The 22,183-nt window shown below is 66.3% G+C and carries 29 protein-coding genes and 1 tRNA gene; 5 read left to right on the top strand and 25 right to left on the bottom strand.

Going from position 1 to position 22,183, the window contains the following annotated elements; translation table 11 throughout:
- Positions 1–7 precede the first annotated feature (7 nt).
- From ACFQ00_RS00945 to ACFQ00_RS00935, 3 genes are all read right to left on the bottom strand, one after another.
- The gene (locus ACFQ00_RS00945) at positions 8–1,387 is read right to left on the bottom strand and encodes an L-serine ammonia-lyase (protein ID WP_381485879.1); all 1,380 of its coding nucleotides are present in this window, start codon (positions 1,385–1,387) and stop codon (positions 8–10) included.
- A gap of 119 nt (positions 1,388–1,506) precedes the next feature.
- On the bottom strand, positions 1,507–2,679 hold the full coding sequence (locus tag ACFQ00_RS00940; RefSeq protein WP_381484877.1) for an acyl-CoA dehydrogenase family protein: 1,173 nt from the start codon (positions 2,677–2,679) through the stop codon (positions 1,507–1,509).
- 81 nt (positions 2,680–2,760) lie between these two features.
- Entirely contained in the window at positions 2,761–3,678 is a 918-nt protein-coding gene (locus ACFQ00_RS00935) for an EamA family transporter (protein ID WP_381484874.1), read from the bottom strand.
- A gap of 160 nt (positions 3,679–3,838) precedes the next feature.
- Here ACFQ00_RS00935 and ACFQ00_RS00930 point away from each other — a divergent pair, with 160 nt between their 5' ends.
- Positions 3,839–4,336 carry a MarR family winged helix-turn-helix transcriptional regulator gene (locus ACFQ00_RS00930; protein ID WP_381484871.1) on the top strand — a complete coding sequence of 166 codons (498 nt, stop codon included), beginning with the start codon at positions 3,839–3,841 and terminating at the stop codon, positions 4,334–4,336.
- Positions 4,336–5,016 carry a GNAT family N-acetyltransferase gene (locus ACFQ00_RS00925; RefSeq protein WP_381484869.1) on the top strand — a complete coding sequence of 227 codons (681 nt, stop codon included), beginning with the start codon at positions 4,336–4,338 and terminating at the stop codon, positions 5,014–5,016. The genes ACFQ00_RS00930 and ACFQ00_RS00925 overlap by 1 nt, the downstream gene beginning before the upstream one ends.
- 213 nt (positions 5,017–5,229) lie before the next feature.
- On the opposite strand, the gene ACFQ00_RS00920 is transcribed toward ACFQ00_RS00925, so the two are convergent.
- The 3 genes from ACFQ00_RS00920 to nth form a co-directional block, all read right to left on the bottom strand.
- Positions 5,230–5,306 (bottom strand) — tRNA-Arg (locus ACFQ00_RS00920).
- A gap of 70 nt (positions 5,307–5,376) precedes the next feature.
- Positions 5,377–5,766, bottom strand: a complete 390-nt coding sequence (locus ACFQ00_RS00915; RefSeq protein WP_381484867.1) for a hypothetical protein — start codon at positions 5,764–5,766, stop codon at positions 5,377–5,379.
- Positions 5,767–5,918: 152 nt separating this feature from the next.
- Positions 5,919–6,554: an endonuclease III gene (gene nth, locus ACFQ00_RS00910; protein ID WP_381484864.1), complete on the bottom strand. Its 636-nt coding sequence runs from the start codon at positions 6,552–6,554 to the stop codon at positions 5,919–5,921.
- A 48-nt stretch (positions 6,555–6,602) separates the two neighbouring features.
- Between nth and ACFQ00_RS00905 the strand changes: the two genes are divergently transcribed.
- A complete protein-coding gene (locus ACFQ00_RS00905; protein WP_381484861.1) occupies positions 6,603–7,049 on the top strand; it encodes a DUF2244 domain-containing protein in 447 nt (148 codons plus the stop codon).
- Here ACFQ00_RS00905 and ACFQ00_RS00900 read toward each other — a convergent pair.
- Both ACFQ00_RS00900 and dapB read right to left on the bottom strand, forming a co-directional pair.
- A complete protein-coding gene (locus ACFQ00_RS00900; protein ID WP_381484857.1) occupies positions 7,046–7,339 on the bottom strand; it encodes a putative quinol monooxygenase in 294 nt (97 codons plus the stop codon). The two genes, ACFQ00_RS00905 and ACFQ00_RS00900, sit on opposite strands and share 4 nt — an antisense overlap.
- Before the next feature lie 16 nt (positions 7,340–7,355).
- A complete protein-coding gene (gene dapB, locus ACFQ00_RS00895) occupies positions 7,356–8,159 on the bottom strand; it encodes a 4-hydroxy-tetrahydrodipicolinate reductase (protein WP_381484854.1) in 804 nt (267 codons plus the stop codon).
- Positions 8,160–8,229: 70 nt separating this feature from the next.
- On the opposite strand from dapB, the gene ACFQ00_RS00890 reads away from it, so the two are divergent.
- On the top strand, positions 8,230–8,940 hold the full coding sequence (locus tag ACFQ00_RS00890; RefSeq protein ID WP_381485877.1) for an NAD-dependent deacylase: 711 nt from the start codon (positions 8,230–8,232) through the stop codon (positions 8,938–8,940).
- On the opposite strand, the gene ACFQ00_RS00885 is transcribed toward ACFQ00_RS00890, so the two are convergent.
- Positions 8,929–9,327, bottom strand: coding sequence for a metallopeptidase family protein (locus ACFQ00_RS00885; protein ID WP_381484851.1), 399 nt, complete (start codon positions 9,325–9,327; stop codon positions 8,929–8,931). The genes ACFQ00_RS00890 and ACFQ00_RS00885 overlap by 12 nt on opposite strands.
- 23 nt (positions 9,328–9,350) lie before the next feature.
- Between ACFQ00_RS00885 and ACFQ00_RS00880 the strand changes: the two genes are divergently transcribed.
- Positions 9,351–9,662 carry a 4a-hydroxytetrahydrobiopterin dehydratase gene (locus ACFQ00_RS00880; RefSeq protein ID WP_381485874.1) on the top strand — a complete coding sequence of 104 codons (312 nt, stop codon included), beginning with the start codon at positions 9,351–9,353 and terminating at the stop codon, positions 9,660–9,662.
- Between the two features lie 57 nt (positions 9,663–9,719).
- On the opposite strand, the gene ACFQ00_RS00875 is transcribed toward ACFQ00_RS00880, so the two are convergent.
- From ACFQ00_RS00875 to ACFQ00_RS00800, 16 genes are all read right to left on the bottom strand, one after another.
- A complete protein-coding gene (locus ACFQ00_RS00875; protein WP_381484848.1) occupies positions 9,720–10,127 on the bottom strand; it encodes a disulfide bond formation protein B in 408 nt (135 codons plus the stop codon).
- Between the two features lie 268 nt (positions 10,128–10,395).
- Positions 10,396–11,616: a methionine adenosyltransferase gene (metK, locus tag ACFQ00_RS00870; RefSeq protein WP_381484845.1), complete on the bottom strand. Its 1,221-nt coding sequence runs from the start codon at positions 11,614–11,616 to the stop codon at positions 10,396–10,398.
- Positions 11,617–11,699: 83 nt separating this feature from the next.
- The gene (locus tag ACFQ00_RS00865; RefSeq protein ID WP_381484843.1) at positions 11,700–12,092 is read right to left on the bottom strand and encodes a helix-turn-helix domain-containing protein; all 393 of its coding nucleotides are present in this window, start codon (positions 12,090–12,092) and stop codon (positions 11,700–11,702) included.
- 66 nt (positions 12,093–12,158) lie between these two features.
- Positions 12,159–13,655 carry an apolipoprotein N-acyltransferase gene (gene lnt / locus ACFQ00_RS00860; RefSeq protein ID WP_381484840.1) on the bottom strand — a complete coding sequence of 499 codons (1,497 nt, stop codon included), beginning with the start codon at positions 13,653–13,655 and terminating at the stop codon, positions 12,159–12,161.
- Positions 13,652–14,563 carry a hemolysin family protein gene (locus ACFQ00_RS00855; protein WP_381484838.1) on the bottom strand — a complete coding sequence of 304 codons (912 nt, stop codon included), beginning with the start codon at positions 14,561–14,563 and terminating at the stop codon, positions 13,652–13,654. The genes lnt and ACFQ00_RS00855 overlap by 4 nt, the downstream gene beginning before the upstream one ends.
- Before the next feature lie 13 nt (positions 14,564–14,576).
- Complete coding sequence (ybeY, locus tag ACFQ00_RS00850; protein ID WP_381484836.1) at positions 14,577–15,083, bottom strand: rRNA maturation RNase YbeY; 507 nt, start codon at positions 15,081–15,083, stop codon at positions 14,577–14,579.
- Entirely contained in the window at positions 15,076–16,080 is a 1,005-nt protein-coding gene (locus ACFQ00_RS00845; protein WP_381484833.1) for a PhoH family protein, read from the bottom strand. Before ACFQ00_RS00845 ends, ybeY begins: the two co-directional genes overlap by 8 nt.
- Before the next feature lie 2 nt (positions 16,081–16,082).
- Entirely contained in the window at positions 16,083–17,390 is a 1,308-nt protein-coding gene (gene miaB / locus ACFQ00_RS00840; RefSeq protein ID WP_381484830.1) for a tRNA (N6-isopentenyl adenosine(37)-C2)-methylthiotransferase MiaB, read from the bottom strand.
- Positions 17,391–17,404: 14 nt separating this feature from the next.
- Complete coding sequence (locus ACFQ00_RS00835; protein ID WP_381484826.1) at positions 17,405–17,830, bottom strand: Fur family transcriptional regulator; 426 nt, start codon at positions 17,828–17,830, stop codon at positions 17,405–17,407.
- A 70-nt stretch (positions 17,831–17,900) separates the two neighbouring features.
- Positions 17,901–18,320, bottom strand: a complete 420-nt coding sequence (locus ACFQ00_RS00830; RefSeq protein WP_381484823.1) for a MucR family transcriptional regulator — start codon at positions 18,318–18,320, stop codon at positions 17,901–17,903.
- Between the two features lie 102 nt (positions 18,321–18,422).
- Positions 18,423–18,881: a GNAT family N-acetyltransferase gene (locus ACFQ00_RS00825; protein ID WP_381484820.1), complete on the bottom strand. Its 459-nt coding sequence runs from the start codon at positions 18,879–18,881 to the stop codon at positions 18,423–18,425.
- Positions 18,878–19,492, bottom strand: coding sequence for a tRNA (adenosine(37)-N6)-threonylcarbamoyltransferase complex dimerization subunit type 1 TsaB (tsaB, locus tag ACFQ00_RS00820; protein ID WP_381484817.1), 615 nt, complete (start codon positions 19,490–19,492; stop codon positions 18,878–18,880). The genes ACFQ00_RS00825 and tsaB overlap by 4 nt, the downstream gene beginning before the upstream one ends.
- Positions 19,492–20,085 carry a malonic semialdehyde reductase gene (locus ACFQ00_RS00815; protein ID WP_381484814.1) on the bottom strand — a complete coding sequence of 198 codons (594 nt, stop codon included), beginning with the start codon at positions 20,083–20,085 and terminating at the stop codon, positions 19,492–19,494. The genes tsaB and ACFQ00_RS00815 overlap by 1 nt, the downstream gene beginning before the upstream one ends.
- Positions 20,086–20,117: 32 nt before the next feature.
- Positions 20,118–20,675, bottom strand: a complete 558-nt coding sequence (locus tag ACFQ00_RS00810) for a NifU family protein (protein ID WP_381484811.1) — start codon at positions 20,673–20,675, stop codon at positions 20,118–20,120.
- 67 nt (positions 20,676–20,742) lie between these two features.
- Positions 20,743–21,201 carry a universal stress protein gene (locus tag ACFQ00_RS00805; RefSeq protein WP_381484809.1) on the bottom strand — a complete coding sequence of 153 codons (459 nt, stop codon included), beginning with the start codon at positions 21,199–21,201 and terminating at the stop codon, positions 20,743–20,745.
- On the bottom strand, positions 21,198–22,148 hold the full coding sequence (locus tag ACFQ00_RS00800) for a hypothetical protein (RefSeq protein WP_381484807.1): 951 nt from the start codon (positions 22,146–22,148) through the stop codon (positions 21,198–21,200). The genes ACFQ00_RS00805 and ACFQ00_RS00800 overlap by 4 nt, the downstream gene beginning before the upstream one ends.
- Positions 22,149–22,183: the final 35 nt, after the last annotated feature.

The following is a 22,183-nucleotide window of genomic DNA, read 5'->3' as shown; positions in this document are numbered from 1 at the left end:
CCGCGCCTCAGCACTCGACGACGTTGACGGCAAGCCCGCCAAGGCTGGTTTCCTTGTACTGCGAGCGCATGTCCTCGCCCGTCTGCCGCATCGTCTCGATCACCGCGTCGAGGCTCACCACATGCTGCCCGTCGCCGTGGAGCGCGAGATACGCGGCGTTGATCGCCTTGATCGCGCCCATCGTGTTGCGCTCGATACAGGGGATCTGCACCAGCCCGCCGATGGGATCGCAGGTGAGGCCGAGGTTGTGCTCCATGCCGATCTCGGCGGCGTTCTCGATCTGGCGGTTGCTGCCGCCGAGCGCCGCGACGAGGCCGCCCGCCGCCATCGAGCAGGCAACGCCCACCTCGCCCTGGCAGCCCATCTCGGCGGCGGAGATCGAGGCGCGCTTCTTGTAGAGGATGCCGATCGCCGATGCGGTCGCGAGCAGCAGCCGGCTCCCGGCGGGCGTCGGCGCGCTCGTAAATACCTCGTAGTATTTGAGCACGGCGGGAAGCACGCCCGCCGCGCCGTTCGTCGGCGCGGTGACGACGCGGCTGCCGGCGGCGTTCTCCTCGTTCACCGCGAGCGCCCACAGGCTCACCCATTCGAACACGGCCGAGGGGTCGATGCGTGGCCCCCGCGCCGTCAGCGCGCGCTGGATGTCGTTCGCGCGGCGCTTCACCTTCAGCCCGCCGGGCAGTTCGCCCACGGACTGGCAGCCGCGCTCGATGCAGCCGAGCATCGCCGCGCGCACGCTGTCGAGGAAGCTTTCCGTTTCCTCGCGGCTGCGCCACGCGAGTTCGTTTTCCAGCAGCATGTCGCCGATCGAAAGGCCCGTCGCTTCGCCGAGCCGCAGCAGGTCGGCGGCGGATTCGAACGGATGCGGCAGCCGGATGTTGACGCGTGGCGCGCTCTCGCCCTCGCGCAGGATCGCGCCGCCGCCGATCGAGAAATAGGTCGCCATCCATATCTCGCCGCCCTCGTAATGCGCCTCGAAGCGCACGGCGTTCGGGTGGCCGGGCAGGAACTCGCCCATGCGGAAGCGCAGGTGCTCGGCCTCGCGGAATTTCACCTTGCGCCCGCCCGCGAGCGGCAATTTGTCCTCGCCGCGGATCTGCGCGAGAATCGCCGGGGCGGCGTCGGGGTCGAGGCTCTCCGGCGTGTTCCCCGCAAGGCCAAGGATGATCGCCGTGTCGGTGGCGTGCCCGCGCCCGGTAAGCGCCAGCGAACCGTAGACGTCGCACGCGACCGCACGCACCTTGCCGCGCTTCACCGCGGCCTCAGCAAAAGCGAGCGCGGCGCGCATCGGCCCCACCGTGTGCGAGCTCGAAGGCCCTATGCCGATCGTGAACACCTCGGTCACGCTGATCGGCCGCTCGGCCATCGCCTTCCGCGCGGCGCTCATCGTCGCCGTGCTCGCCACCGCCTGTTCCAGTGTCATGCGCCCGTCAGTCCCTCATTCAACTTTGGGGCTCTTTTAGGCGTAAACGTTCCCGCCCGCCACCGGTGGCGAGGGCCGCACTTTCATCCTGCGGCAAGCGTGTCGCGTTTGATCTTCTTGGCGAGCGACCATTTGTGGACTTCAGTGGGTCCGTCGTAGATGCGGAAGGCGCGGATTTCGCGGAACACCTGCTCCACGATCGTGTCTCCTGAAACGCCCTTGCCGCCCATCACCTGCACGCAGCGGTCCGCGACGCGCATCAGCGCTTCGGAAACCGCGACCTTCGCCATCGAGCTTTCCACCGTGCCGAGCGCGCCCGTGTCGAGCACGTCGGCGCACCAGTCGATCATCAGCTCGGCCTGTTTCAGGTCGATGAGGTTTTCAGCGAGCATGAAGCCGACGCCCTCGTGGTCGACGAGCAGCTTGCCGAACGCCTGCCGCCTGCACGCATAGGCGCTGGCGATTTCGTGTGCGCGGGCCGCTGCGCCCCACCAGCGCATACAGTGCGAAAGCCGCGCGGGAGAAAGGCGTACCTGCGCGTACTTGAAACCCTCGCCGCTCGCGCCCAGCATCTGGTCGGCGGGCACGCGCAGGTTCTCGATGGCGATGATGGCGTGGCCGCCCGGCATCGAGGAATCGATGGTATCGAGCACGCGCTCGATGCGGATCGCCGGGTCGGGCAGGTCGACGAGGAACATGCACGCGCCCCCGGTTCCATCAGTGGCCTCCGATTTCGCCATCACGATGCCGACCTTCGCGCCCTCCGCGCCGGTGATGAACGCCTTGCGGCCATTGATCACCCAGTGGTTGCCGTCCTGCCGGCACGTCGTCTGCATCATCGATGGGTCGGAACCCGCACCGCCTTCGTCGGCGGGTTCGGTCATGAAGAATGCCGAGCGCGCCTCGCCCGAAACGAGCGGGCTGAGGAAGCGCGCCTTCTGCTCGGGGCTGCCGACCTTGCCGAGCAGGTACATATTGCCCTCGTCGGGCGCCATCGTGTTCACGGCCACCGGCCCCAGCGGCGACAGGCCGGATTTTTTCAGAACCGTCGCCGTATCGCGCTGGTTGAGGTGCGATCCGTCCGCGAAGATGTGCGGCGTCATCACGCCCGCCGCGCGCGCCTTCTCCCGAAGCTCGCGCACCAGATCCTCCGAAGGGCCGTGCAAGCCAAGGCGCGGGTCATGCTCATAGGGCACGATCACCTCGCGCACGAACGCTTCGACCCGGGCAGAAATCGCAGCGGCGGTTTCGGACATCGGCAAATCCCCATTCTCGTTGCTTGGCTGGTTAGCCTGCTAAGCGAATGCGGCGCGCGATGAAATGCCTGATCGTGTCGGCTAACGTCGGCGCTGAAAACGCGGTGCTGCAAGTGGCCAGAGAATGTTGACCGCGAGGCCCCCCATCACCAGCGCCGCGGCCAGCAGCTTCCAGTCCGGCAGGCCTTCGCCCAGCAGGATCGCGGACGACGCCATGCCGAAAACGGGCACGAGCAGCGCGCTCGGCGTGATCGTCGCTGCCGGGTGCCGCGCGAGCAGCCAGCCCCACGCGGCATATCCGAACAGCGTGTTGCCCACCGATTGCCACAGCACCGCCGCCCACGTGGCAGTGTCTGCCCGCGCCAGCGCCGCGCCGATCGATGCCGGGCCTTCGAACAGCAGCGAGCCGATGATGAGCGGCGGCACCGAAAACAGGCTCGACCAGACGACGAAGCTCAGCATGTCGCTCGTCCCGCTCGTCCGCGCGACGTGGTTGCCGATCCCCCAGCTCATCGCGGCGATCAGCACGAGGCCGAGGCCGAGCGGCGTCGTGCTGCCGTCCGTATGCGCAAGGATCACGACGATCCCGGCGGTCGCGAGCAGCAACGCGGCGATCTGGAAAGATTGCAGCCGTTCCCGCCCGAAATACATAGCGAGCCCGATCGTGAAGAACACCTGCGACTGCACGACGAGCGAGGCGAGCCCCGGCGAGATGTCGCTCCGCATCGCGATGTAAAGCAGCCCGAACTGCCCGAACCCGATCAGCACGCCATAGGCCGCGAGCGCCTGCCAGCGCACCGCGGGGCGCCGGATGAAAAACGCGGCCGGCAGGAAGGCGAAGGTAAAGCGCAGCGCCGCGAACAACAGCGGCGGCAGATCGTCGAGCGCAACGCGGATCACCACGAAGTTGGTACCCCAAACAGCAACGACCGCCAGCGCCAGCAGCAGATGCAACGGCGGCAGGCCGGCCTGCGCCGGGGGAGAGGACGATTCGGCCATTCGCGTCTCTATACGGTTATCGCCCGCGCGCGACAGGTCTTTGCAATTGCAGGCCAGACCTGCTCGCACGGCATGGCTGCGCCTTTACGCTTCCTTTCTTGCATAGTGCCGCCGGTATTTATATAAGCAGTTATATATCTACTTATGGATTGAATGAAGTATGGTCGATGATGTCGTGCGCGCGCTCGGTCACCTGTCCCTCGGCACCAGGCTGCGGCGGATCGGGGAACAGCTGCAATCGGAAACACAGCGCATTCTCGATGATGGCGGGCTTTCGGTTCAGGCGAGCCAGTGCCCCGTGCTTGTGGCCGTCGAGCGGCTCGGCCCGGTTACCATCGGCGATCTCGCGCTTGCGCTCGGCATTACACAGCCAGGGGCCACGCGCGCGGTGGGCCTTCTTGTAGAGGCGGGCTCTCTCGAAGTCCTGAAATCCGAAGGCGACGCGCGCGTCCGTCTTGTCGCGCTTGCCCCGGCCGGAAAGGCGCTCGTGGCGCGCCTGCGGGCCGAACTCTGGCCACGGATCGATCGCGCGGTCGCCGAACTGTGCAGGCCCCTCGCGGGGCCGCTGCTCGATCAGCTCGATGCGCTGGAAGGGGCGCTTCGCGACATTCCCCTGCCCGAACGCGTCGCGGCGCTGCGGGAGGAATCGCCCCTGTGATGATGCACGTTCTCGATCGGCCGATCTGGCAGGCGCTCGGTACGCTGCACGCCGATGTTGCGGAGGGCGGTGCCCTCGCGCGCCGCTACCGCACGTCGATCGGCCCGATGGCCGCAACCCTCGATAACAGTCCGGCGGCGCTCGCCGCGCTTGGTGCGCTTGCCGCTCCGGGGGAAAGCCTGGTCCTCCTGATGGCCGATCCGGTCGTGCCGCCGCAGGGCTTCGAAACCGTATCAGCCGCAGATGCCGTGCAGATGCTTGCTGTGCAGCCGCCGCGCCCGTTCCCCGATGCGGAGATCGTAACGCTTGGCCGGGCCGATGCAGAGGCAATGCTTGTCCTTGCGGAACTGACGAAACCCGGCCCCTTCTCGCTCGAAGCCCTGGCGCTCGGCCGATTCTGGGGCGTGCGCTACAAGGGCGCGCTCATCGCCATGGCGGGCGAGCGAATGCGCCAGCCCGGCTATACGGAGCTCAGCGGCGTCTGTACGCATCCCGATCACCGCGGCAAGGGCCTCGGCAAGCGGCTCTCGCTCCATGCCATGCAGGCGATCTTCGAAAGCGGCGCGCAGCCCTTCCTCCACGCTTTCGCATCGAACACACCCGCGATCACGCTCTACGCATCGATCGGCTTCACCCTGCGCCGCCCCATGAACGTCGCCTTCCTCCGCCGCCCGGACTGAAAGGCCCCGCGCAATTCCGAACCCGAAGGGTTCGCAAGGCCGACCGGCCGCCCGAGCTCATGCGAGGAAGCCAAGGCCACGGATGTGGCCGCCCGGCGTTTGAGGGACAACCCCCCGAACTTGTTCGCAAGGCCGACCGGCCGCCCGAGCTAATGCGAGGAAAGCCAAGGCCGCGGATGCGGCCGCCCGGCGTTTGAGGGACAACAAAAAGACTGGCGCACCCGACAGGATTCGAACCTGTGACCTCTGCCTTCGGAGGGCAGCGCTCTATCCAGCTGAGCTACGGGTGCCGGTCGCCGTTTCGGCGGGCACGCTTAACAAAGCGCGGGCGTGCAGGCCAGCGGGAAAAGCGCGCGGGCGCTATTCGCCCTTGATCGGCGTGTGGGGCACGAAGGTGCCGAGCCCGCAGCTCGCGCCGAGCCGGGGGCCGCCGCCCTGGAGCACCACGGTGATGATATCGGTGGAGCAGAGCTGCGACAGCGAGGTCGAATAGGTGAAGGCCTCCTCGAAGCCGAGCGAGGGGCAGGCGTGCGGCAGCGTGTTTCTGAGGATGCGACCGTCGCGCATGGTGAAGTCGATCGTCGAATCGTCGACGACCTTGGTGCTCCGGATCGCGGCAAGGCCGACACAACGTTCGCCGCTTTCCGCCTGCGGCGCAGGCGCGGGTTCGACCGGCGCTTCGGGCGTGGAACAGGCCGCCAGCGCCAGCGTCGCGAATCCAGCCGTGATGAAGGGGATGTGCCGTGCCATGGGGCGTTGCTCCGCGCAGGGCGACTTGCCGGACCGCCCCCCATCAGGCGGGTTCGCGGTCCGGCGGTACGCAAACGCTACAATGTCACTATGCGTACCGTTCATAACGTCTCCATCTGAACGCGAAGTGAATCGCTCATGCCCCATCATGCTCATGCTATCGTCTTGGCGTCATATTCGCATTCGCTCACCACGACGCAATGCCAGCATTCCGGTTTCCGCGCCTTGCACGTGTGGCGGCCGAGCAGGATCAGCCAGTGGTGCGCGTGGCGGCGATAGGGCTTCGGAATCGCCTTCTCCAGCTTCAGTTCGACCGCGAGCGGGGTCTTGCCCGGTGCGAGGCCCGTTCGGTTGGAAACGCGGAACACGTGCGTGTCGACCGCGAAGGTTTCTTCCCCGAAGGCGACGTTGAGCACGACGTTCGCGGTCTTGCGGCCGACACCGGGGAGTGCCTCCAGGCTCGCGCGGTCGCGGGGGACCTCGCCGCCGTGCTTTTCGAGCAGGATCTGCGACAGTGCGATCACGTTCGCGGCCTTGGCGTTGTAGAGGCCGATCGTCTTGATGTGCTGCTTCAGCCCCGCTTCGCCGAGCGCCAGCATTGCGGCCGGATCCTGCACTTTTGCGAACAGTGCCTTCGTCGCCTTGTTGACGCCCGCGTCGGTCGCCTGCGCGGAGAGCACGACGGCGACGAGCAGCGTGTAGTCGTTCACGTAATCGAGTTCGGTTTCCGGGGTGGGATCGGCTTCGGCGAGATGGTCGAAAAATCGAGCGATGATCTGCGGCTTCATGTCTCTCCGCCTACCGCACCCGCCTCTGCATTGGTAGAGTGCAGACCCATGACGACGCTCGATCTGAAGCTGATGCCTCCGCCCCCGCTCGGCGCCCGCCCGGCACTCTGGATCGTCGTCGGCACCGCGCTCGTAATGCTGCTCGCCTCGGCGCGGTTCATCGCGCTCGGCGCCTGGCCGATCCTGCCGTTCGTGGTCGCCGATCTCGCGCTCCTCGTCTGGGCGTTTCGCGCGGCGGCTCGCGCGTCACGCGCCTATGAGCGCGTGCGGCTCGATGCCTCCGGGCTGCTCTACAGCCGCATCGCGGCAGATGGCAGCGCGCGCGAGTTCCGGCTTGAGCCGCTGTTCACGCGCGTCGAGCTGGAAGCGCTGAGCCCGCCCGAAAACCGGCTCTGGCTCGGCGAGCGCGGGCGCCGGCTTCTCGTCGGCCGCTTCCTCACCCCGCGCGAGCGGCAGGAGGTTTATAGCGTGCTGAAACGCGCGCTTCGCGGCTAGGGCAGCGCCACGGGATTGAGGTAGCGCCCCTCCGGTGGTCCCGCCAGCAGCGCCATCACGCCTGCGAAGGCTTCCTTGCCGAGCGCCGCGCCCGCCGCCTTGTGGGCATCGACGGACGACCAGTATTCGATGAAGATGAAGGCGTCGGCGTCGCCCGCGTCGGCGAACATCTCCACCTTCTCGCAACCCGCGAGCGGCCGCACCTTCCCGGCGAGCGTTTCAAGCGCGCGGCCGAGCGCGTCGCCGCGCCCCTCGGCGGCGCGCATCAGGTAGTGGCGTAGCACAGTCATCGTGATCCCTCCCTCGTCAGGCGCCGAGCCCAAGCACCTCGTTCATCGTGTAGCGCCCGGCCGGCTTCCCCGCGAGCCACAGCGCCGCGCGCACCGCGCCGCGCGCGAAGATCTCGCGTGATTCGGCGCGGTGGCCGAGCTCCAGCCGTTCGCCGTCCGCTGCCAGGATCACCACGTGGTCGCCCGCCACCGATCCGCCGCGCAGCGCCGCAAAGCCGATCTCGCCCACCTTGCGCGCCGCGTCCGCGCCCGCGCGGCCCTTCGCGGCGACGTTCGCCAGCTTGACGCCGCGCCCGGCAGCCGCAGCCTCGCCCAGCATCAGCGCGGTGCCGGAAGGGGCATCCACCTTGTGGCGGTGATGCATCTCGGCAATCTCGATGTCCCAATCGTCACCGAGGCGGCTCGCCGCCTCCTTCACCAGCGCGGCGAGCATGGTAACGCCAAGGCTGGTGTTCGCCGTCTGCAGCACGGCAATCGTCTTCGCCGCCTCGTCGATCAGTCTGTGGTGCTTCGGCGTCAGGCCCGTCGTGCCGATCACGATCGCGCAGGATGCGTCGCACGCCGCGGTCAGGTTCTCCTCGAGCGCGTCCGGAATCGTGAAATCCACGAGCACGTCGGCGCTGTGCGCGAGCGCCAGCGTGTTCGCGCAGATGACGAGGCTCGGCGCGATGCTGCGGCCCATGGCGGGGTGCCCCGGCTTCTCGGCGGCGCCTGCCAGCACGGCGTCTTTCGTGGCCAGCACGCGTTCGATGATGCTCTGCCCCATGCGCCCGCCCGCACCGAGGACGCCGATCCGTGCCGCACCGCTACGCTTCGCCATAAACCTTGAACCCCTTGAACGCTGATGCGAAGGCGTATCTCTGGCCAATCGGGGAGCGGTGCGCAAGATCATGCGAGGCGCGGGGTTTCAAAGCATCGTCGTGCTTACGGGCGCGGGCATTTCGGCGGAAAGCGGCGTTCCGACCTTCCGCGGGCCGGACGGCCTCTGGGAAGGCCACCGCGTCGAGGACGTGGCGACCCCGCAGGCGTTCCGCCGCGATCCGGCGCTGGTGCAGGCGTTCTACGATGCCCGCCGCGCCGCGCTCGCCCGCGTCGCCCCCAATCCCGCGCACGATGCGCTCGCCCGGCTCGATGCCGAATGGTCGGGCAATCTCCTCATCGTCACGCAGAATGTCGACGACCTCCACGAGCGCGCGGGCGCGGCGCGCATGGTGCACATGCACGGCGAACTCAAAAGCGCGCTCTGCCTTGCCTGCGGCGAGCGGCAGGAAGCGCCCGAAACGCTGTCGGACGGTCCCGCCTGCACCCGCTGCGCCGCGCACGGGCGGCTCAGGCCCGATATCGTCTGGTTCGGCGAGATGCCGTACCACATGGACCGGATCGAGGCGGCGCTCGCCGCGTGCGACCTGTTCGTCTCGATCGGCACGTCGGGCGCTGTGTATCCGGCCGCGGGCTTCGTGCAGGGCGCGCGGCACTACGGCGCGCATACGCTCGAGATCAATCTCGATCCTTCCGAAGGCACGCACTTTTTCGATGAAGCCCGCCACGGCCGCGCGGGCGAACTGGTCCCCGCATGGGTGGATGAACTCTTACAGCGCTGAATCCTCGATCCGGTGCATGTCGTCGTCGGAAAGACCGAAGTGGTGTCCCACCTCGTGCACCAGCACGTGCGTCACGATATGCTCCAGGCTCTCCTCGCCCTCGGCCCACAGGTCGAGGATCGGGCGGCGATAGAGATAGACCGTATCGGGCAGCGCGCCGGACACGTCGACCGAGCGCCCCACCGCATGGCCCTGATAGAGCCCGAGGATGTCGAACTCGCTTTCAAGCTCCATGTCGCGGCACACGTCCTCGTCGGGGAAGTCCTCGATGCGCAGCACGACCGTGCCGAGATGGCTGCGGAAAATCTCGGGAAGCCGCGCGATGGCGCTGCGCGCCAGCGTTTCTATATCGTCCAGCGAAGGCGCGAAGGTTTGACGTCCAGCCATGCTGTACGACATAGGAGGAAGCGCTGCGCCGCGCCAGCAGGAGGACAGCGATGGTAACGAAACTTTCGGATGCCGAACGCGCAGAGCTTCTCGCCGATCTCCCCGCGTGGACGCTGGATGCGGTGCGAGACGCCATCACCCGCAGCTTCCGCTTCAAGGATTTCTCGCAAGCCTTCGGCTTCATGAGCCGCGTGGCGCTCCTCGCCGAAAAGGCGGATCACCACCCCGAATGGTCGAACGTGTGGAACCGCGTCGACATCCTGCTCACCACGCACGACGCGGGCGGGCTTTCGATGCGGGATATCGAACTGGCGAAGGCGATCGACGCGCTCTGATCCGCGCTGTTTCGCGGACGATCACATGGTTGCCTGCCAGCATTTCGGATGCGGACGCTACAGTTTACGCGACGGGGACTTGTCGAGATCGAAAACCAGAAAGAACAGCCAGACCAGCGTCAGTATCGCGAGGCCTGAGAGCACCCAGGGGTGTCCTATTGAAAGCGCAGACCAGTCGAATTCACCCTTGTTCATCTTCTTCAAGTGGTTGAAATTCTGCATAATTCCAACAACAAGACCCATCATTCCAACCACCGCCACGATGTAGCGGCTCAAAAGGGCGTTGTAGAAGCGGAACAGCAGAACAATGGAAATGACCCCAAGGGCGAACCTCTGCATTCGGCAATAGGGGCAGGGATGAACAAGTCCGGTAACATCCAGTGCCAAGGTAAACAACACGATCGCCAGCACAACCGCGCCGACCAGACGCCTGTTCAGCAAAAGATTGGAAAGCGCCGTCAACATTCATCTTCCCCCTGTGCGGCCGTGATGATTTCATTCCATGGCCGCAAAGTCCAGAAATGCCAGCGGCTCTGCCCGGGAATAACAAATCTGAATCTAACGCGTCTGCCGACAGGACGTGGGACTAGAATTGGGATTATGGCCGCACACGGTCCTCAGGCGGCAGGCCCTCGATCAGATCGAAATCCGATCGTGTGAGCGGTCCGGTCTTTACGTTGAGCACGGCAAGCGGCTCGATCTTTCGCGCCAGTTCTCAGGGCAATATTCGGCCCTACGAAACCGCCGCCTTCAGCTTCGCCACCAGATCGGTCTTCTCCCACGGGAAGAAGTCGCCCTCGGGTTTCCGCCCGAAGTGCCCGTAGGCGGCGGTCGTGCTGTAGATCGGCTTGTTGAGGCCGAGGTGTTCGCGGATGCCCTTCGGCGTCAGGCGTACGAGCTGCGGGATCACCGCTTCGAGCTTGGCCTCGTCCACCGTGCCGGTGCCGTGGAGGTCGACGTAGAGCGACAGCGGCTCGGCGACGCCGATGGCGTAGGAGAGCTGGATCGTGCAGCGCTTCGCGAGGCCAGCCGCGACGATGTTCTTCGCAAGGTAGCGCGTGATGTACGCGGCCGAGCGATCCACCTTCGTCGGGTCCTTGCCGCTGAACGCGCCGCCGCCGTGGGGCGAAGCACCGCCGTAGGTGTCCACGATGATCTTGCGGCCGGTGAGGCCCGCGTCGCCGTCCGGTCCGCCGATCTCGAAGCGGCCCGTGGGGTTTACGTGGATCGCGGTGTTCTCGGTCACGAAGCCGTCGGGCAGCACGTCCTTGAACACGCCGAGCACGTAGTCGCGCAGAACCTTGTATTTGTCCGGGTCGCCCTCGCCGCCGTGCCAGAAATAGCCCGGCGCGTGCTGCGTCGAAACGACGAGCGCGGTCGCTTCGACGGGCACGCCGCCCGCGTAGCGCAGCGTCACCTGGCTCTTGCTGTCCGGCTCCAGGAACGGCGCCGCGCCCGAATGGCGGTCCGCCGCCAGCCGCGCGAGGATCTTGTGGCTGTAGTCGAGCGTCGCGGGCATCAGGTCGGGCGTCTCGTCGGTCGCGTAGCCGAACATGATGCCCTGGTCGCCCGCGCCCTCGTCCTTGTTGCCCGCCTCGTCGACGCCCTGCGCGATGTGTGCGGATTGGCCATGCAGGTTGTTCTCGAAGCGGAACTGCTCCCAGTGGAACCCGTCCTGCGCATAGCCGATGCGCTTCACCGTCTCGCGTACGGTCGCTTCGATCTCGTCGAGCGCGCCCGGCGCCCACGCGCCGTTTTCATACACGCCCTTGCAGCGGATTTCGCCCGCCAGCACCACGAGCTGCGTCGTCGTCAGCGTTTCGCAGGCGATGCGCGCTTCGGGGTCTTTCGAAAGAAACAGATCGACGATCGCGTCTGAAATCTGGTCGGCAACCTTGTCGGGGTGGCCTTCCGAGACCGATTCGGACGTGAAGAGATAGTCGCTGCGCGCCATGCATCTTTTCCTGAAACAGCTCTTGAACTGTTAACCGGTCTAGCGCCGCGCCCGCATCGGCGCAAGCGGACATAAAGAATCGTTTATGTCTGCTCGGCCCGGTTTTGCACGTAGGTCAGCGCATCCGTGCGCGCGGCATCGTCGGGTAGCGCCCTGAACGCGGCGATCATTGCGCGGGTCTGCTCGTGAGATGTCGGCTCGGCTTCAAAGGCGCCCTGCGTTTCCCCAAGTAGAACAGGTGCGCGCGCCTCCAGCCCCTCGAAAAACCAGTCGATACCCGTGCCGAGCCGCCCCGCGATCTCGAACAGCTTGCTCGCGCTGATGCGGTTGCTGCCGTTTTCGTATTTCTGCACCTGCTGCGCGCTGATGCCGAGGTCCGCGCCGAGTTCGGCCTGCGTCACCCCGCACGCCGTGCGGCTTTCGCGCAGGCGCTTGCCCACGTGAACGTCGACAGGATGGATAGCTTCGCTTGGCATGGCTCCGGGATCGGGCAGAATACAACCATAGCGGGTGTATTTGCATCCGTTCCGGGGCGCAAGGCGTCAGCGTGTGCGGGAGAGGCTCCAGCCGAGAAGCGCGAGGAGCGCGGCAAGCAGCAGCGGCAGAATGCGGCCGGTATGGCTGAACAATGTCGGCGGGTTCGCTTCCGGCAGCCGCGCATCGATCACGCCCGCCTGTCCACGCGGCATCGATGCCGTCACGCGGCCGCTCGCGTCGATCACGGCGCTGATGCCCGTGGGCGTGGAGCGTGCCATCGGCAGCCCTTCCTCGATGCTGCGAAGGCGCGCCTGCGCGAGGTGCATCTCGGCGCCCGCACCGGCGAACCATGCATCGTTGGAGACATTCAGCAGCCACGCCGGGCGGTATCCCGCCTCGGTCACGCGGCCGTCGAAGATCACTTCGTAGCAGATCAGCGGACCCACGGCCGGAAAGCCGCTCGGAAGCGGCAGCGTGCGCGGCCCCGGTCCGGGCCAGAAGTCGAGCGCGCCGGGGGCGAGCCGGTCGAGCCCGATCGCGTTCAGGAGCGTGCGCGCGGGCAGGAATTCGCCGAACGGCACCAGCCGTTTCTTGTCGTAACGCGCAAGGATGCCGCCTTCGCTGTCGAGCACGAACAGGCTGTTGCGCGCCGCGATCGCGCTGCCGTCGTCCTCGCGGATCGCCTTCAGCGCGCCGAGCAGCATCAGGTCGTTCGGCCCCAGATGCGCGCCCAGCCTGCGCCGCATCGAAGGCATTTCGTCGAGGAGGTCTGGGATCGCCGCCTCGGGCCAGATCAGCAGGCGCGGCGCGCGCGTCGGCGCGGGCGAGAGCTTCAGATATTTGACGACCGCTCGCTCGACGCCGTCTTCGGACCATTTCTCGTCCTGCCCGATGTCGGCCTGCACGATGTGGAGCCGCGTCGGCGTGAGCTGTGTGGGCGTGCGCAGAGGCATCAGCCCGGCAAGCGCCGCCGCCGCCGTCAGGCCGAGGATCAAGGCGCCCGTGCGCCATTGCCGTTCGAGAAGATAAAGTCCGCCCGCCGCCAGCACGATGATCGCCGAAAGCCCAAGCCCGCCGACGAGAGCCGCGCCCTGCCCCAGCCCCGCCATCGGCAGCGCCGCCGTGCCAAGCGGGTTCCACGGGAAGCCGGAGAAGAGAACACCGCGTAGGCCTTCCGCGATCGTCCAGCAGCCCGCAAAGCCCAGCACCAGCGGCAGCCCCGCGCCGAACCGTCTTGCCGCCACCACTGTCATCGCCGGAAAAACCGCGAGGTAGGCGGACAGAAGCACCACGCCGACCCAGCCTGTCCACGCGGGCATGTCCTGCTGATACTGAAACGCCTGCGCGATCCAGTGCGTCCCCAGCAGGAAGTGCCCGAACCCGAACACCCACCCCGCCTTCGCCGCCTGACGCCACGTCTCGGTCGTCGCGGTTTCCCGGATCAGCCAGGCGAGCCCGATCAGTGTCAGCGGCCAAAGATTCCACGGCGCGAAGCCAAGGCTGCTGATGATGCCCGCAATGAACAGAAGGCCGAAACGTGCCCGGCCCGCAGGAACCGTCACGCCCCGCTGGCCGCGGCCGGAAGGGCCTGCGGCGGATACGCGCGCACGCGCTCGATCTTGCGCTCATCCCCGGCGGTCACCTCGAACGACCAGCCGCCCGGATGCGCCACGATTCCGCCGATCGCCGGGATATGTCCGGCGAGCATGAACACGAGGCCGCCCACGGTATCGACGTCGCCGTCCGCCGCCTCCGAAAGAGGCGCTCCCGTCGCCTTCTCCAGCGCCTCGATATCGACGCGCGCGTCCACCTCGAAGCCGCCGTCCGGCAGCGGTGTGATCGCTTCGGCCTCTTCCTCGTCGTGCTCGTCGGCGATGTCGCCGACGATTTCCTCGACCAGGTCCTCGATGGTTACGAGCCCGTCGGTGCCGCCATATTCATCCACCACGATCGCCATGTGCGTGCGCCCCTGCCGCATTCGTGCGAGCAGATCGAGCACGCGCATCGCGGGCGGCACGAACAGCACCGGGCGCAGCAGGCTTTCCGCCTCCACATTGGCGCTGCGCCCCTCGCCCGCGATCACTGCATAGACGTCCTTCACGTGAATCATGCCGATCACATCGTCGAGCGATTCGCGGAAAACCGGCAGGCGGCTATGGCCTGCGTCGACGAAGGCGGCGACCAGCGTCTGGAAATTATCCTCGACATCGCAGGCGATGATTTCGCCGCGCGGCACCATCACGTCACCCACGCGCCGCTCGCCGAAATCGAGCAGATTCCGAAGCATCAGGCGCTCGGTCTCGGAAAGATCGTCACCTTCGGGGGTGTCGCCGGCGTGATCCTCGAGGGCTTCCTCGATGCTCTCGCGCAGCGTGGCCTCGCCGCCACGGCCGAAGATCAGGCTCCGCAAGGCGCGGAGAAGGGGTCGGAACGGCTGGTCGCCGCTGCTACTCGGAGGTTCGTCGCTCATCGTTTCCCAGCCGTCATGCCTCGCCGGCGTAGGGGTTGGCAATCCCCAGCGATGCAAGCGCACGGCGCTCCATCTCCTCCATCGCCTCGGCTTCGGCATCCTGCTCGTGGTCGTAGCCGACGAGATGGAGCAGTCCGTGGATGATGAGATGCGTCGCATGATCGGTGATCGTGATGCCGCGCTCGGCGGCTTCGCGCGCTACGACACCGTCGGCGAGCACGATGTCGCCGAGCAGGACCTCGCCGTCGTCGCTGTTCGAAAGGCTTTCCAGCAGGTCCGCCTGCACCATCGGAAACGACAGCACGTTCGTCGGCTTGTCCTTGTCGCGGTACTGCGCGTTCAACGTCTGGACTTCGCTGTCATCCGTCAGCCGGATCGAGATCTCGCAGCAGAAGCTCGCGTCGATGAGGCCCGCGTAAGGCGTTTCGCCGAGTGCGGCGCGGCAGGCGGCTTCGGCAAGCGCGGTCCAGTCGGCGTCCGGCCACTTGCCGCCGGCAATGCCTGCGGCGACATCAAGCATTGGGGCCTTCGTAGGCCTCCACGATCCGGCCCACGATCGGATGGCGCACCACGTCGGCTACGCCGAAGCGCACGACGGCGATGCCGTCGATGCCTTCAAGGCGCTGCGTGGCGTCGTTGAGGCCGGAGCGGCCGGGGTTCGGCAGGTCGACCTGCTTGGGGTCGCCGCAAACGACCATGCGGCTTCCCTGCCCGAAGCGGGTGAGGAACATCTTCATCTGCTCGGGCGTGGTGTTCTGCGCCTCGTCGAGGATGACGAAGGCGTTGGCGAGCGTGCGTCCGCGCATGAAGGCGATGGGCGCGATCTCGATCTCGCCGCTGGCGATGCGCCGCTCCACCTGTTCGGAGGGCAGCATGTCGTAGAGCGCGTCGTAGAGCGGACGGAGGTAGGGATCGACCTTCTCGCGCATGTCGCCGGGGAGGAAGCCGAGCCGTTCGCCCGCCTCTACCGCCGGTCGCGACAGGATCAGCCGGTCGACCGAGCCTGCGATCAGCTGGCTCACCGCCTGCGCCACCGCCACATAGGTCTTGCCGGTGCCCGCCGGGCCGAGTGCGAAGATGATGTCCTGCCGGGCGAGCGCCTCCATGTAGCGGAGCTGCGTCGGCGAGCGTGGCACGATGGTTTTGCGCCGTGTGCGGATGATGACCGGCGAAGCGCCGCCGTCCTCGGCACGGACGAGGCCTTCGAGCGAAGGGTCCTGCGACAGCGCGAGCGCCCCTTCCACATCGCCGATATCGACGCCCTGCCCCAGTGCGAGGCGGTTGTAGAGTCCGGTCAGCACGTCGCGCGCCCGCGCCGCCGCGTGCGCCTCTCCCTCGATCGAAAGCCGGTTGCCGCGCGCGGCGATGTAGACGCCGAGCCGGTTCTCGATGGCGATCAGGTTCTGATCGTATTGGCCGAACAGGGCGCCGAGCAGTTCGGCGCGGTCGAAATCCAGTTCGAGTCGGACACGGTCGTTTGCGGCGGGCGGGGAAAGCGGAGCGGATTTTTTTGCCATCGTCAGGCAGCTTCGGCGAATGCGATGCGTCCTGCAAGACTGTTCGCGAAGGCGCCCTCGATCTCCACCGTCACAATGTCTCCGATGTGTGTGCCGGCTGCATCGACATACACGGATTGCAGCCACGGCGTCTTGCCGATCAACTGCCCGTCGCGCTTGCCGGGGCGTTCCAGCAGGATGGGCATGGTGCGGCCGAGCGCGGCGCGGTTGAATGCGAGCTGCTGTTCCTGCACCAGTGCCTGCAGGCGCTGCAAACGGTCCGATTTCACGTCCTCGTCGATCTGCCCGTCCATCTCCGCAGCGGGAGTGCCGGGGCGCGCCGAATATTTGAACGAATAGGCCTGCGCGTAGTTCGCTGCGCGGATGATCGCCAGCGTCTCCTCGAACTCGGCTTCGGTCTCGCCGGGGAAGCCGACGATGAAATCGCCCGAGATTGCCATGTCCGCCCGCGCGGCGCGCAGCTTTTCGATGATGGCAAGATACGTCTCGGCCGTGTGCGAGCGGTTCATCGCCTTCAGCACGCGGTTGGAGCCGGACTGCACGGGAAGGTGCAGATAGGGCATCAGCTTGGGTGTCGTTCGGTGCGCGTCGATCAGCGCGTCTGTCATGTCGGCGGGATGGCTCGTCGTGTAGCGGATGCGCGCGATCCCCTCGATCGCAGCCACCTCGGCGATAAGCGCCGCGAAATCGGTGCGGTCGTGGCGGTAGGCGTTGACGTTCTGGCCGAGCAGCACGATCTCGCGCGCGCCCTCGCCTGCAAGCCGCTGCGCTTCTTCAAGAATGGCCTCGGCCGGGCGCGAAACTTCAGCCCCGCGCGTGTAGGGCACGACGCAATAGGTACAGAACTTGTCGCAGCCCTCCTGGATCGTAAGGAACGAGGACGGCGCAGCCTTGCGGCGCTTGCCGAGCGCCTCGAACTTCTCGAGCGTCGGCAGGTCGGTCTCCACGGGGCGTTCCTTCGCCCGTGCGATCAGGTCCAGCAGCCGATGGTAAGCCTGTGGGCCCACGACCACGTCCACGGCAGGCGCGCGCCGCACGATCTCGGCGCCTTCGGCCTGTGCCACGCAGCCGGCGACCGCCACGATCGGTTTCGGCCCGTCGCGGTGTTTCAGGCGGCCGATTTCCGAATAGACCTTCTCGCTTGCGCGCTCGCGGATGTGGCAGGTGTTGAGCACGACAATATCGGCGTCCTCCGCCGATGCGGCCGGCGTGTGGCCTTCCGCCTCCAGCAGCTCGGCCATGCGCTCGCTGTCGTAGACGTTCATCTGGCAGCCGAACGTCTTGACGAAATAGGAACGGGGATCAGACACGTTGGGTGCGGATTTCAGTTGGCCGGCTTCGTCTTGATCGGGCGACCGTAGAGTTCCAGCCGATGATCGACGAGTTCGAAGCCGAGACGTTCGGCAATGAGACGCTGCAGCTCTTCGAGCGCATCGTCGTGGAACTCGATGACCGTGCCGGTCTCCACGTCGATCAGGTGATCGTGATGCTCCTCGGGCGTCGGTTCATAGCGCGAGCGGCCGTCGCGGAAGTCGTGACGTTCAAGGATGCCCGCCTCCTCGAAGAGGCGCACGGTGCGATAGACGGTAGCGATGGAAATGCCGGAATCGATCGCCGATGCCCGCCGGTACAGCTCCTCGACATCGGGATGGTCCTCGGCATCGGAAAGCACCCGCGCGATCACGCGCCGCTGCTCGGTGATGCGCAGACCGCGCTCAGCGCAAATGGCTTCGATATCGATTTTTGTCATGATGGGAGTTTAGGCACGGAAACAGGGACGGACAAGTCCGTCCCTGTTCATTTGACGTTGCCGCGCGGGGCTACTTGCGCTTGCCGGTGCGCTTGGTGCCAAGACCGATTTTCTTGGCGAGCGCCTGGCGCTGCAGCGCATAGTTGGGGGCGACCATCGGATAGTCTGCGGGAAGATTCCACTTCGCGCGATACTCGTCCGGGGTCATGTTGTAGTGCGTCATGAGGTGGCGCTTCAGCATTTTCAGCTTCTTGCCGTCCTCAAGACAGATGATGTAGTCCGGCTTTATCGACGCGCGAACAGAAACCGCAGGCTCCTGCTTCGGCTTCGCAGGTTCCACCACCCCGCCAAGCTTCGCCAGTGTCGAATAGATGTTTTCAATCAGGTTCGGCAGGTCCGAAACCGCCACCGTATTGTTTGCCACGTGCGACGACACGATGTCCGCCGTCAACGCAAGCAGCTCCTGATGATTATCGCTATGTTCGTTCATAAGACCCGATGACCCCGACCATTTTGTTGTTGGTGTCTGGTTTTATGTAGCGTTTGGATGTTTTTCGCAAGATTTAACGCGGTTTGCGAGAATACGGAATATCTAAAGCACTAGCGCCATGGTCATTGCGTCAAAGCGCAAATGATTCTCACCCACATAATAATCTTTTCTCTGTCCGACACAGATAAATCCGTGGCGTTCATAAAGCCCGCGTGCAGCACTGTTGCCGGTGCGGACTTCCAGAAACATGCGCTGAACCTGCGCGTGTTTCGCAAGATCAATTGATCTTCTCAGCAATTCTGTTCCGATACCCCGCCCGCTGCGCAAGGGGTCAACCGCGATCAGCAGAAGCTCGCAATCCTCGGCGGCAAGGCGCGTCAACGCGAAACCGGCGGGTACGCCGTCCGCAACCGCCATTTCGGCGCGCGTGCCGGACATTGCGAGCGTACCGAGCAGCTGGCTCCCGTTCCAGCCCTCGCCATACTGCGGATCGAACGCGCGCGACATCAGCGCCGCGAGCGCGGGCACGTCGTCGATCGTCACGGCACGGTAGTGACTCATGCGGGCAGCTTCGCGTCGGGCGCGCGTACGTAGAGCGGCGTCGGCGGCAAGCTGCGGAGTTCGGCCGGCAGCAGCCTCACATCCCGTGCGTCGGGCGGTGTCTCGGAGACGATCATCGCCGTGCTGCCGGCCGCTCTCAGCAACGGCGCACCCGTTCCTGCCAGAGCACCTTCGTATGCGGTGGCCGCGGCGGCGACCGGTCGTGCGGCGGCGGGCGCAGCCGGTTTCAGCTCCCGATCGAAGGTTTGCACGAACACCTCGCCGCGCCCGGCGTCCATCGCGACAGTGAGAGGCGCGGCATCGTGCGCGGCAAGCACGCTCGCTGCGACCAGCACCGTCGATGAATAGCCGTAAACCGGCACAGCCCAGACGAGCCCGAAACCCCGCGCCGCGGCGATGCCGACGCGAAGCCCCGTGAAACTGCCCGGCCCCACGTCAACGGCGATGGCGCGCGGGCGCTCGCCCGCCTCGGCAAGCACCGCCTCGACAAGCGGGACGAGCCGCTCGGCATGGCCGCGGCCGATGATCTCGTGCCGCGCTGCAACGATGGTTGTCCCGTCGATCATCGCGACCGAACAGGCGGCGGTGCCGGTTTCGATCGCGAGCAGCATCAGATGATGGACGCGGCCTCTTCGAACGACAGGCGCGGGCTGCGCGGGAACAGGTTCTTCTCGGTGCCGTAGCCGATCGAGCAGATGAAGTTCGTCTCGATGTCGGTACCCGCAAAGAAGGCCGCATCGACCTTCGCCTTGTCGAAGCCCGACATCGGCCCGCAGTTGAGCCCGATCGCGCGCGCCGCGATAAGGAAATACGCGCCCTGCAGCGACGAATTGCGGAACGCGGTTTCGCGAACGAGTGCCTCGTTGCTCGTGAACCAGGCGCGCGCATCGGTGTGCGGGAACAGCTTGGGGAGCTGGTCGTAGAACTTCATGTCCATGCCGATAATCGCGGTCACCGGCGCCTGCCGGATCTTGGCTCCGTTGGTGCCGGACGCACAGGCGGCGAGCTTTTCGCGGGCTTCTGCGGTTTTCGCGAACACGATTCGCGCGGGGCTGCAGTTCGCCGACGTCGGCCCCATGCGCATCAGGTCGTAGATGGCGCGCAGCTGCACGTCGCTGACCGCGCGGTCGGACCAGTCGTTGTGCGTCCTCGCGCTGCGGAGGATAAGGTCGAGGTCGCGGTCGCTCAGCAGATGATCGGTCATGGGGACTCCCTGTTTTATCGCGGCCGCATCCGTCAGACGGCGCGGACGTCCGTTACTTCAGGCACATAATATTTCAGAAGGTTTTCGATGCCGTTCTTCAGCGTCGCCGTTGAAGACGGGCAGCCCGAGCAGGCGCCCTGCATCTGCAGGTAGACGACGCCTTCGCGGAAGCCCTTGTAGATGATGTCGCCGCCATCGTTCGCGACTGCGGGGCGGATGCGCGTTTCCAGCAGGTCCTTGATCTGCACGACGATGTCCGCCGTTTCGGGATCATCCTCGATTTCGGCTTCAGCAGCAGCGGCTTCGTTCAGCAGCGGCGCGCCGCTCGCGAAATGATCGACGATGATTCCGAGCACCTGCGGCTTCAGCTCGCGCCATTCGCTGCCGCCCTCGGCGCGCGTCACCGAGATGAAGTCGCTGCCCAGGAACACGCCGGAAACATCACCAAGCGTGAAGAGCGCGCTTGCGAGCGGCGAGGCTTCGGCGGCTTCGGGCGAACCGAAATCGATGGTTCCCGAAGGCATCACGGCGCGGCCCGGAAGGAACTTCACGGTCGCGGGGTTGGGTGTGGCCTGGGTTTCGATGAACATGCTGGGCGTCCTTGGGAAGGTGTCCTATCCTGATACCCGCCTCATGTGGCGTGCCTTGGCCGCGGGATCAAGCCAGACGGTCGATCGCGTCCGGATCGAGCCCGCCGGGCACGATCACCACCACGCACGGAAGGTTGCCCGCGCGCTCGCCCGAGAAGTGGCTGACGAGCGGCCCCGGCGCGTCTTTCGCGGCCGCGCCCAGGATCAGCGCGTGAACATTGTTCTCGGTCAGCATCTGGCTGACTTCGTCCACGGCCTTGCCCTCACGGATGATGAGCGCCGCGCGCTGGCCCGAAAGCGCCATCACCTCGTCGGCCTTGCGGCTCAGCAGCGCTTCGGCGGCTTCCTGCGCCTCGGCGGCGATCATGTCCTGAAGCCCCCCGGAAAGCAGGAACTCGGGCTTGGGAACGACATGCGCAAGCATGATGTTGCCGCCGGTCATCTTCGCGCGGAGTGCGGCATAGCGCATGGCAAGTGCCGATTCGTCGGTGTTGTCGACGACGACGAGGTAGTTGGGCATCGTCATCGTGCGAGGCCCGCCGCAAGCGTGCGCAGCGATTCGCGCGCGCGCATCAGAAAATAGCCCTGCTCGACGAGATCTTGTCGGCCGACGCCGAACGTCGGGCGTTTTCCGGAAACGGCATCCAGTGCCTCCGTCGTTTCGGCCCACGTCGCGGCAAGCTGGCGCTGGCCGATCGTGGTGCCGAAATCCTCGCGCAGTCCGCGCATCAGCATGGCGGCGGCATAAGCGGCGCCGCGCACCTCGCTGAACTGCGCGTCGGCACTGCCCACGCGGCTGTCGTCGATCATGCGATCGACCGCGCCGGCCTCCTCGCCAAGCGCGGCGTGAAGGCTGAGCAGCGCGAGCCGGAGTTGGCGCGCATCGCCCTCGCCCGGCGCATCGCTTTCGGCAACCGCGCGGTTATAGCGCGCAAGCGCATTCACCGCGTCGCGGTAGCGGCCTTCGGCGGAGCCGCCGATGAAGGGGAAGTCGCCGTGCAGCCAGCCACGCTCCGGCGGCGTCTTGAGCGCGTCCGCCGCTTCGCTGAGTTCGGGGTCGCCGCCCACGCCCTGGTCGAAGCTGGCGACGAACGCGCTGATCGCTGAATGTTGCCCGCGCTGGAAGGCGGGCATGTCTTCGAGCAGGCCCGTGGGGCGCAGCAGGCTGTCATTCGGTGTCCAGCCCTTGTCCAGCGCCCGATCGAGCAGCATCGCGGCCGTCGCGACCGCAACGCTTCCGCCCGGCGGCAGCACCGTCGTGTCGGGGCGTACGGTAAGATCGGCGCGCGTGTCCGACAGCAGGCTGCCGAGGACGCCCCAGTAGAGGATCGCCGCGAAGAACGCGCCGAGGATCAGCAGCATCCAGCGCGGAATCGCCGCGAGCCGCCCGATCAGACTGGTGCCGCCCGTATCGGTGCTGGCGGCAGTGACGGGGTTCACCGTCTGGCGGCGGAAGATGTCGAATATACCCACGCGCTGTTCTTAGAACATCGCGGGCAAGAGTGGGA

It is taken from the genome of Sphingosinicella xenopeptidilytica, from assembly GCF_042676985.1.
GTDB lineage: Bacteria > Pseudomonadota > Alphaproteobacteria > Sphingomonadales > Sphingomonadaceae > Sphingosinicella > Sphingosinicella xenopeptidilytica.
This window is presented reverse-complemented; position numbering and strand designations above follow the sequence as displayed.

What these genes read in the sequence shown, in the direction of transcription:
- ACFQ00_RS00945 (WP_381485879.1), bottom strand. Translation starts at nt 1,387, where the DNA reads ATGAGCGCCGCGCGGAAGGCGATGGCCGAGCGGCCGATCAGCGTGACC.
- ACFQ00_RS00940 (WP_381484877.1), bottom strand. Translation starts at nt 2,679, where the DNA reads ATGTCCGAAACCGCCGCTGCGATTTCTGCCCGGGTCGAAGCGTTCGTG.
- ACFQ00_RS00935 (WP_381484874.1), bottom strand. Translation starts at nt 3,678, where the DNA reads ATGGCCGAATCGTCCTCTCCCCCGGCGCAGGCCGGCCTGCCGCCGTTG.
- ACFQ00_RS00930 (WP_381484871.1), top strand. Translation starts at nt 3,839, where the DNA reads ATGGTCGATGATGTCGTGCGCGCGCTCGGTCACCTGTCCCTCGGCACC.
- ACFQ00_RS00925 (WP_381484869.1), top strand. Translation starts at nt 4,336, where the DNA reads ATGATGCACGTTCTCGATCGGCCGATCTGGCAGGCGCTCGGTACGCTG.
- ACFQ00_RS00915 (WP_381484867.1), bottom strand. Translation starts at nt 5,766, where the DNA reads ATGGCACGGCACATCCCCTTCATCACGGCTGGATTCGCGACGCTGGCG.
- nth (WP_381484864.1), bottom strand. Translation starts at nt 6,554, where the DNA reads ATGAAGCCGCAGATCATCGCTCGATTTTTCGACCATCTCGCCGAAGCC.
- ACFQ00_RS00905 (WP_381484861.1), top strand. Translation starts at nt 6,603, where the DNA reads ATGACGACGCTCGATCTGAAGCTGATGCCTCCGCCCCCGCTCGGCGCC.
- ACFQ00_RS00900 (WP_381484857.1), bottom strand. Translation starts at nt 7,339, where the DNA reads ATGACTGTGCTACGCCACTACCTGATGCGCGCCGCCGAGGGGCGCGGC.
- dapB (WP_381484854.1), bottom strand. Translation starts at nt 8,159, where the DNA reads ATGGCGAAGCGTAGCGGTGCGGCACGGATCGGCGTCCTCGGTGCGGGC.
- ACFQ00_RS00890 (WP_381485877.1), top strand. Translation starts at nt 8,230, where the DNA reads ATGCGAGGCGCGGGGTTTCAAAGCATCGTCGTGCTTACGGGCGCGGGC.
- ACFQ00_RS00885 (WP_381484851.1), bottom strand. Translation starts at nt 9,327, where the DNA reads ATGGCTGGACGTCAAACCTTCGCGCCTTCGCTGGACGATATAGAAACG.
- ACFQ00_RS00875 (WP_381484848.1), bottom strand. Translation starts at nt 10,127, where the DNA reads ATGTTGACGGCGCTTTCCAATCTTTTGCTGAACAGGCGTCTGGTCGGC.
- metK (WP_381484845.1), bottom strand. Translation starts at nt 11,616, where the DNA reads ATGGCGCGCAGCGACTATCTCTTCACGTCCGAATCGGTCTCGGAAGGC.
- ACFQ00_RS00865 (WP_381484843.1), bottom strand. Translation starts at nt 12,092, where the DNA reads ATGCCAAGCGAAGCTATCCATCCTGTCGACGTTCACGTGGGCAAGCGC.
- ACFQ00_RS00855 (WP_381484838.1), bottom strand. Translation starts at nt 14,563, where the DNA reads ATGAGCGACGAACCTCCGAGTAGCAGCGGCGACCAGCCGTTCCGACCC.
- ybeY (WP_381484836.1), bottom strand. Translation starts at nt 15,083, where the DNA reads ATGCTTGATGTCGCCGCAGGCATTGCCGGCGGCAAGTGGCCGGACGCC.
- ACFQ00_RS00845 (WP_381484833.1), bottom strand. Translation starts at nt 16,080, where the DNA reads ATGGCAAAAAAATCCGCTCCGCTTTCCCCGCCCGCCGCAAACGACCGT.
- ACFQ00_RS00835 (WP_381484826.1), bottom strand. Translation starts at nt 17,830, where the DNA reads ATGACAAAAATCGATATCGAAGCCATTTGCGCTGAGCGCGGTCTGCGC.
- ACFQ00_RS00830 (WP_381484823.1), bottom strand. Translation starts at nt 18,320, where the DNA reads ATGAACGAACATAGCGATAATCATCAGGAGCTGCTTGCGTTGACGGCG.
- ACFQ00_RS00825 (WP_381484820.1), bottom strand. Translation starts at nt 18,881, where the DNA reads ATGAGTCACTACCGTGCCGTGACGATCGACGACGTGCCCGCGCTCGCG.
- tsaB (WP_381484817.1), bottom strand. Translation starts at nt 19,492, where the DNA reads ATGCTGCTCGCGATCGAAACCGGCACCGCCGCCTGTTCGGTCGCGATG.
- ACFQ00_RS00815 (WP_381484814.1), bottom strand. Translation starts at nt 20,085, where the DNA reads ATGACCGATCATCTGCTGAGCGACCGCGACCTCGACCTTATCCTCCGC.
- ACFQ00_RS00810 (WP_381484811.1), bottom strand. Translation starts at nt 20,675, where the DNA reads ATGTTCATCGAAACCCAGGCCACACCCAACCCCGCGACCGTGAAGTTC.
- ACFQ00_RS00805 (WP_381484809.1), bottom strand. Translation starts at nt 21,201, where the DNA reads ATGACGATGCCCAACTACCTCGTCGTCGTCGACAACACCGACGAATCG.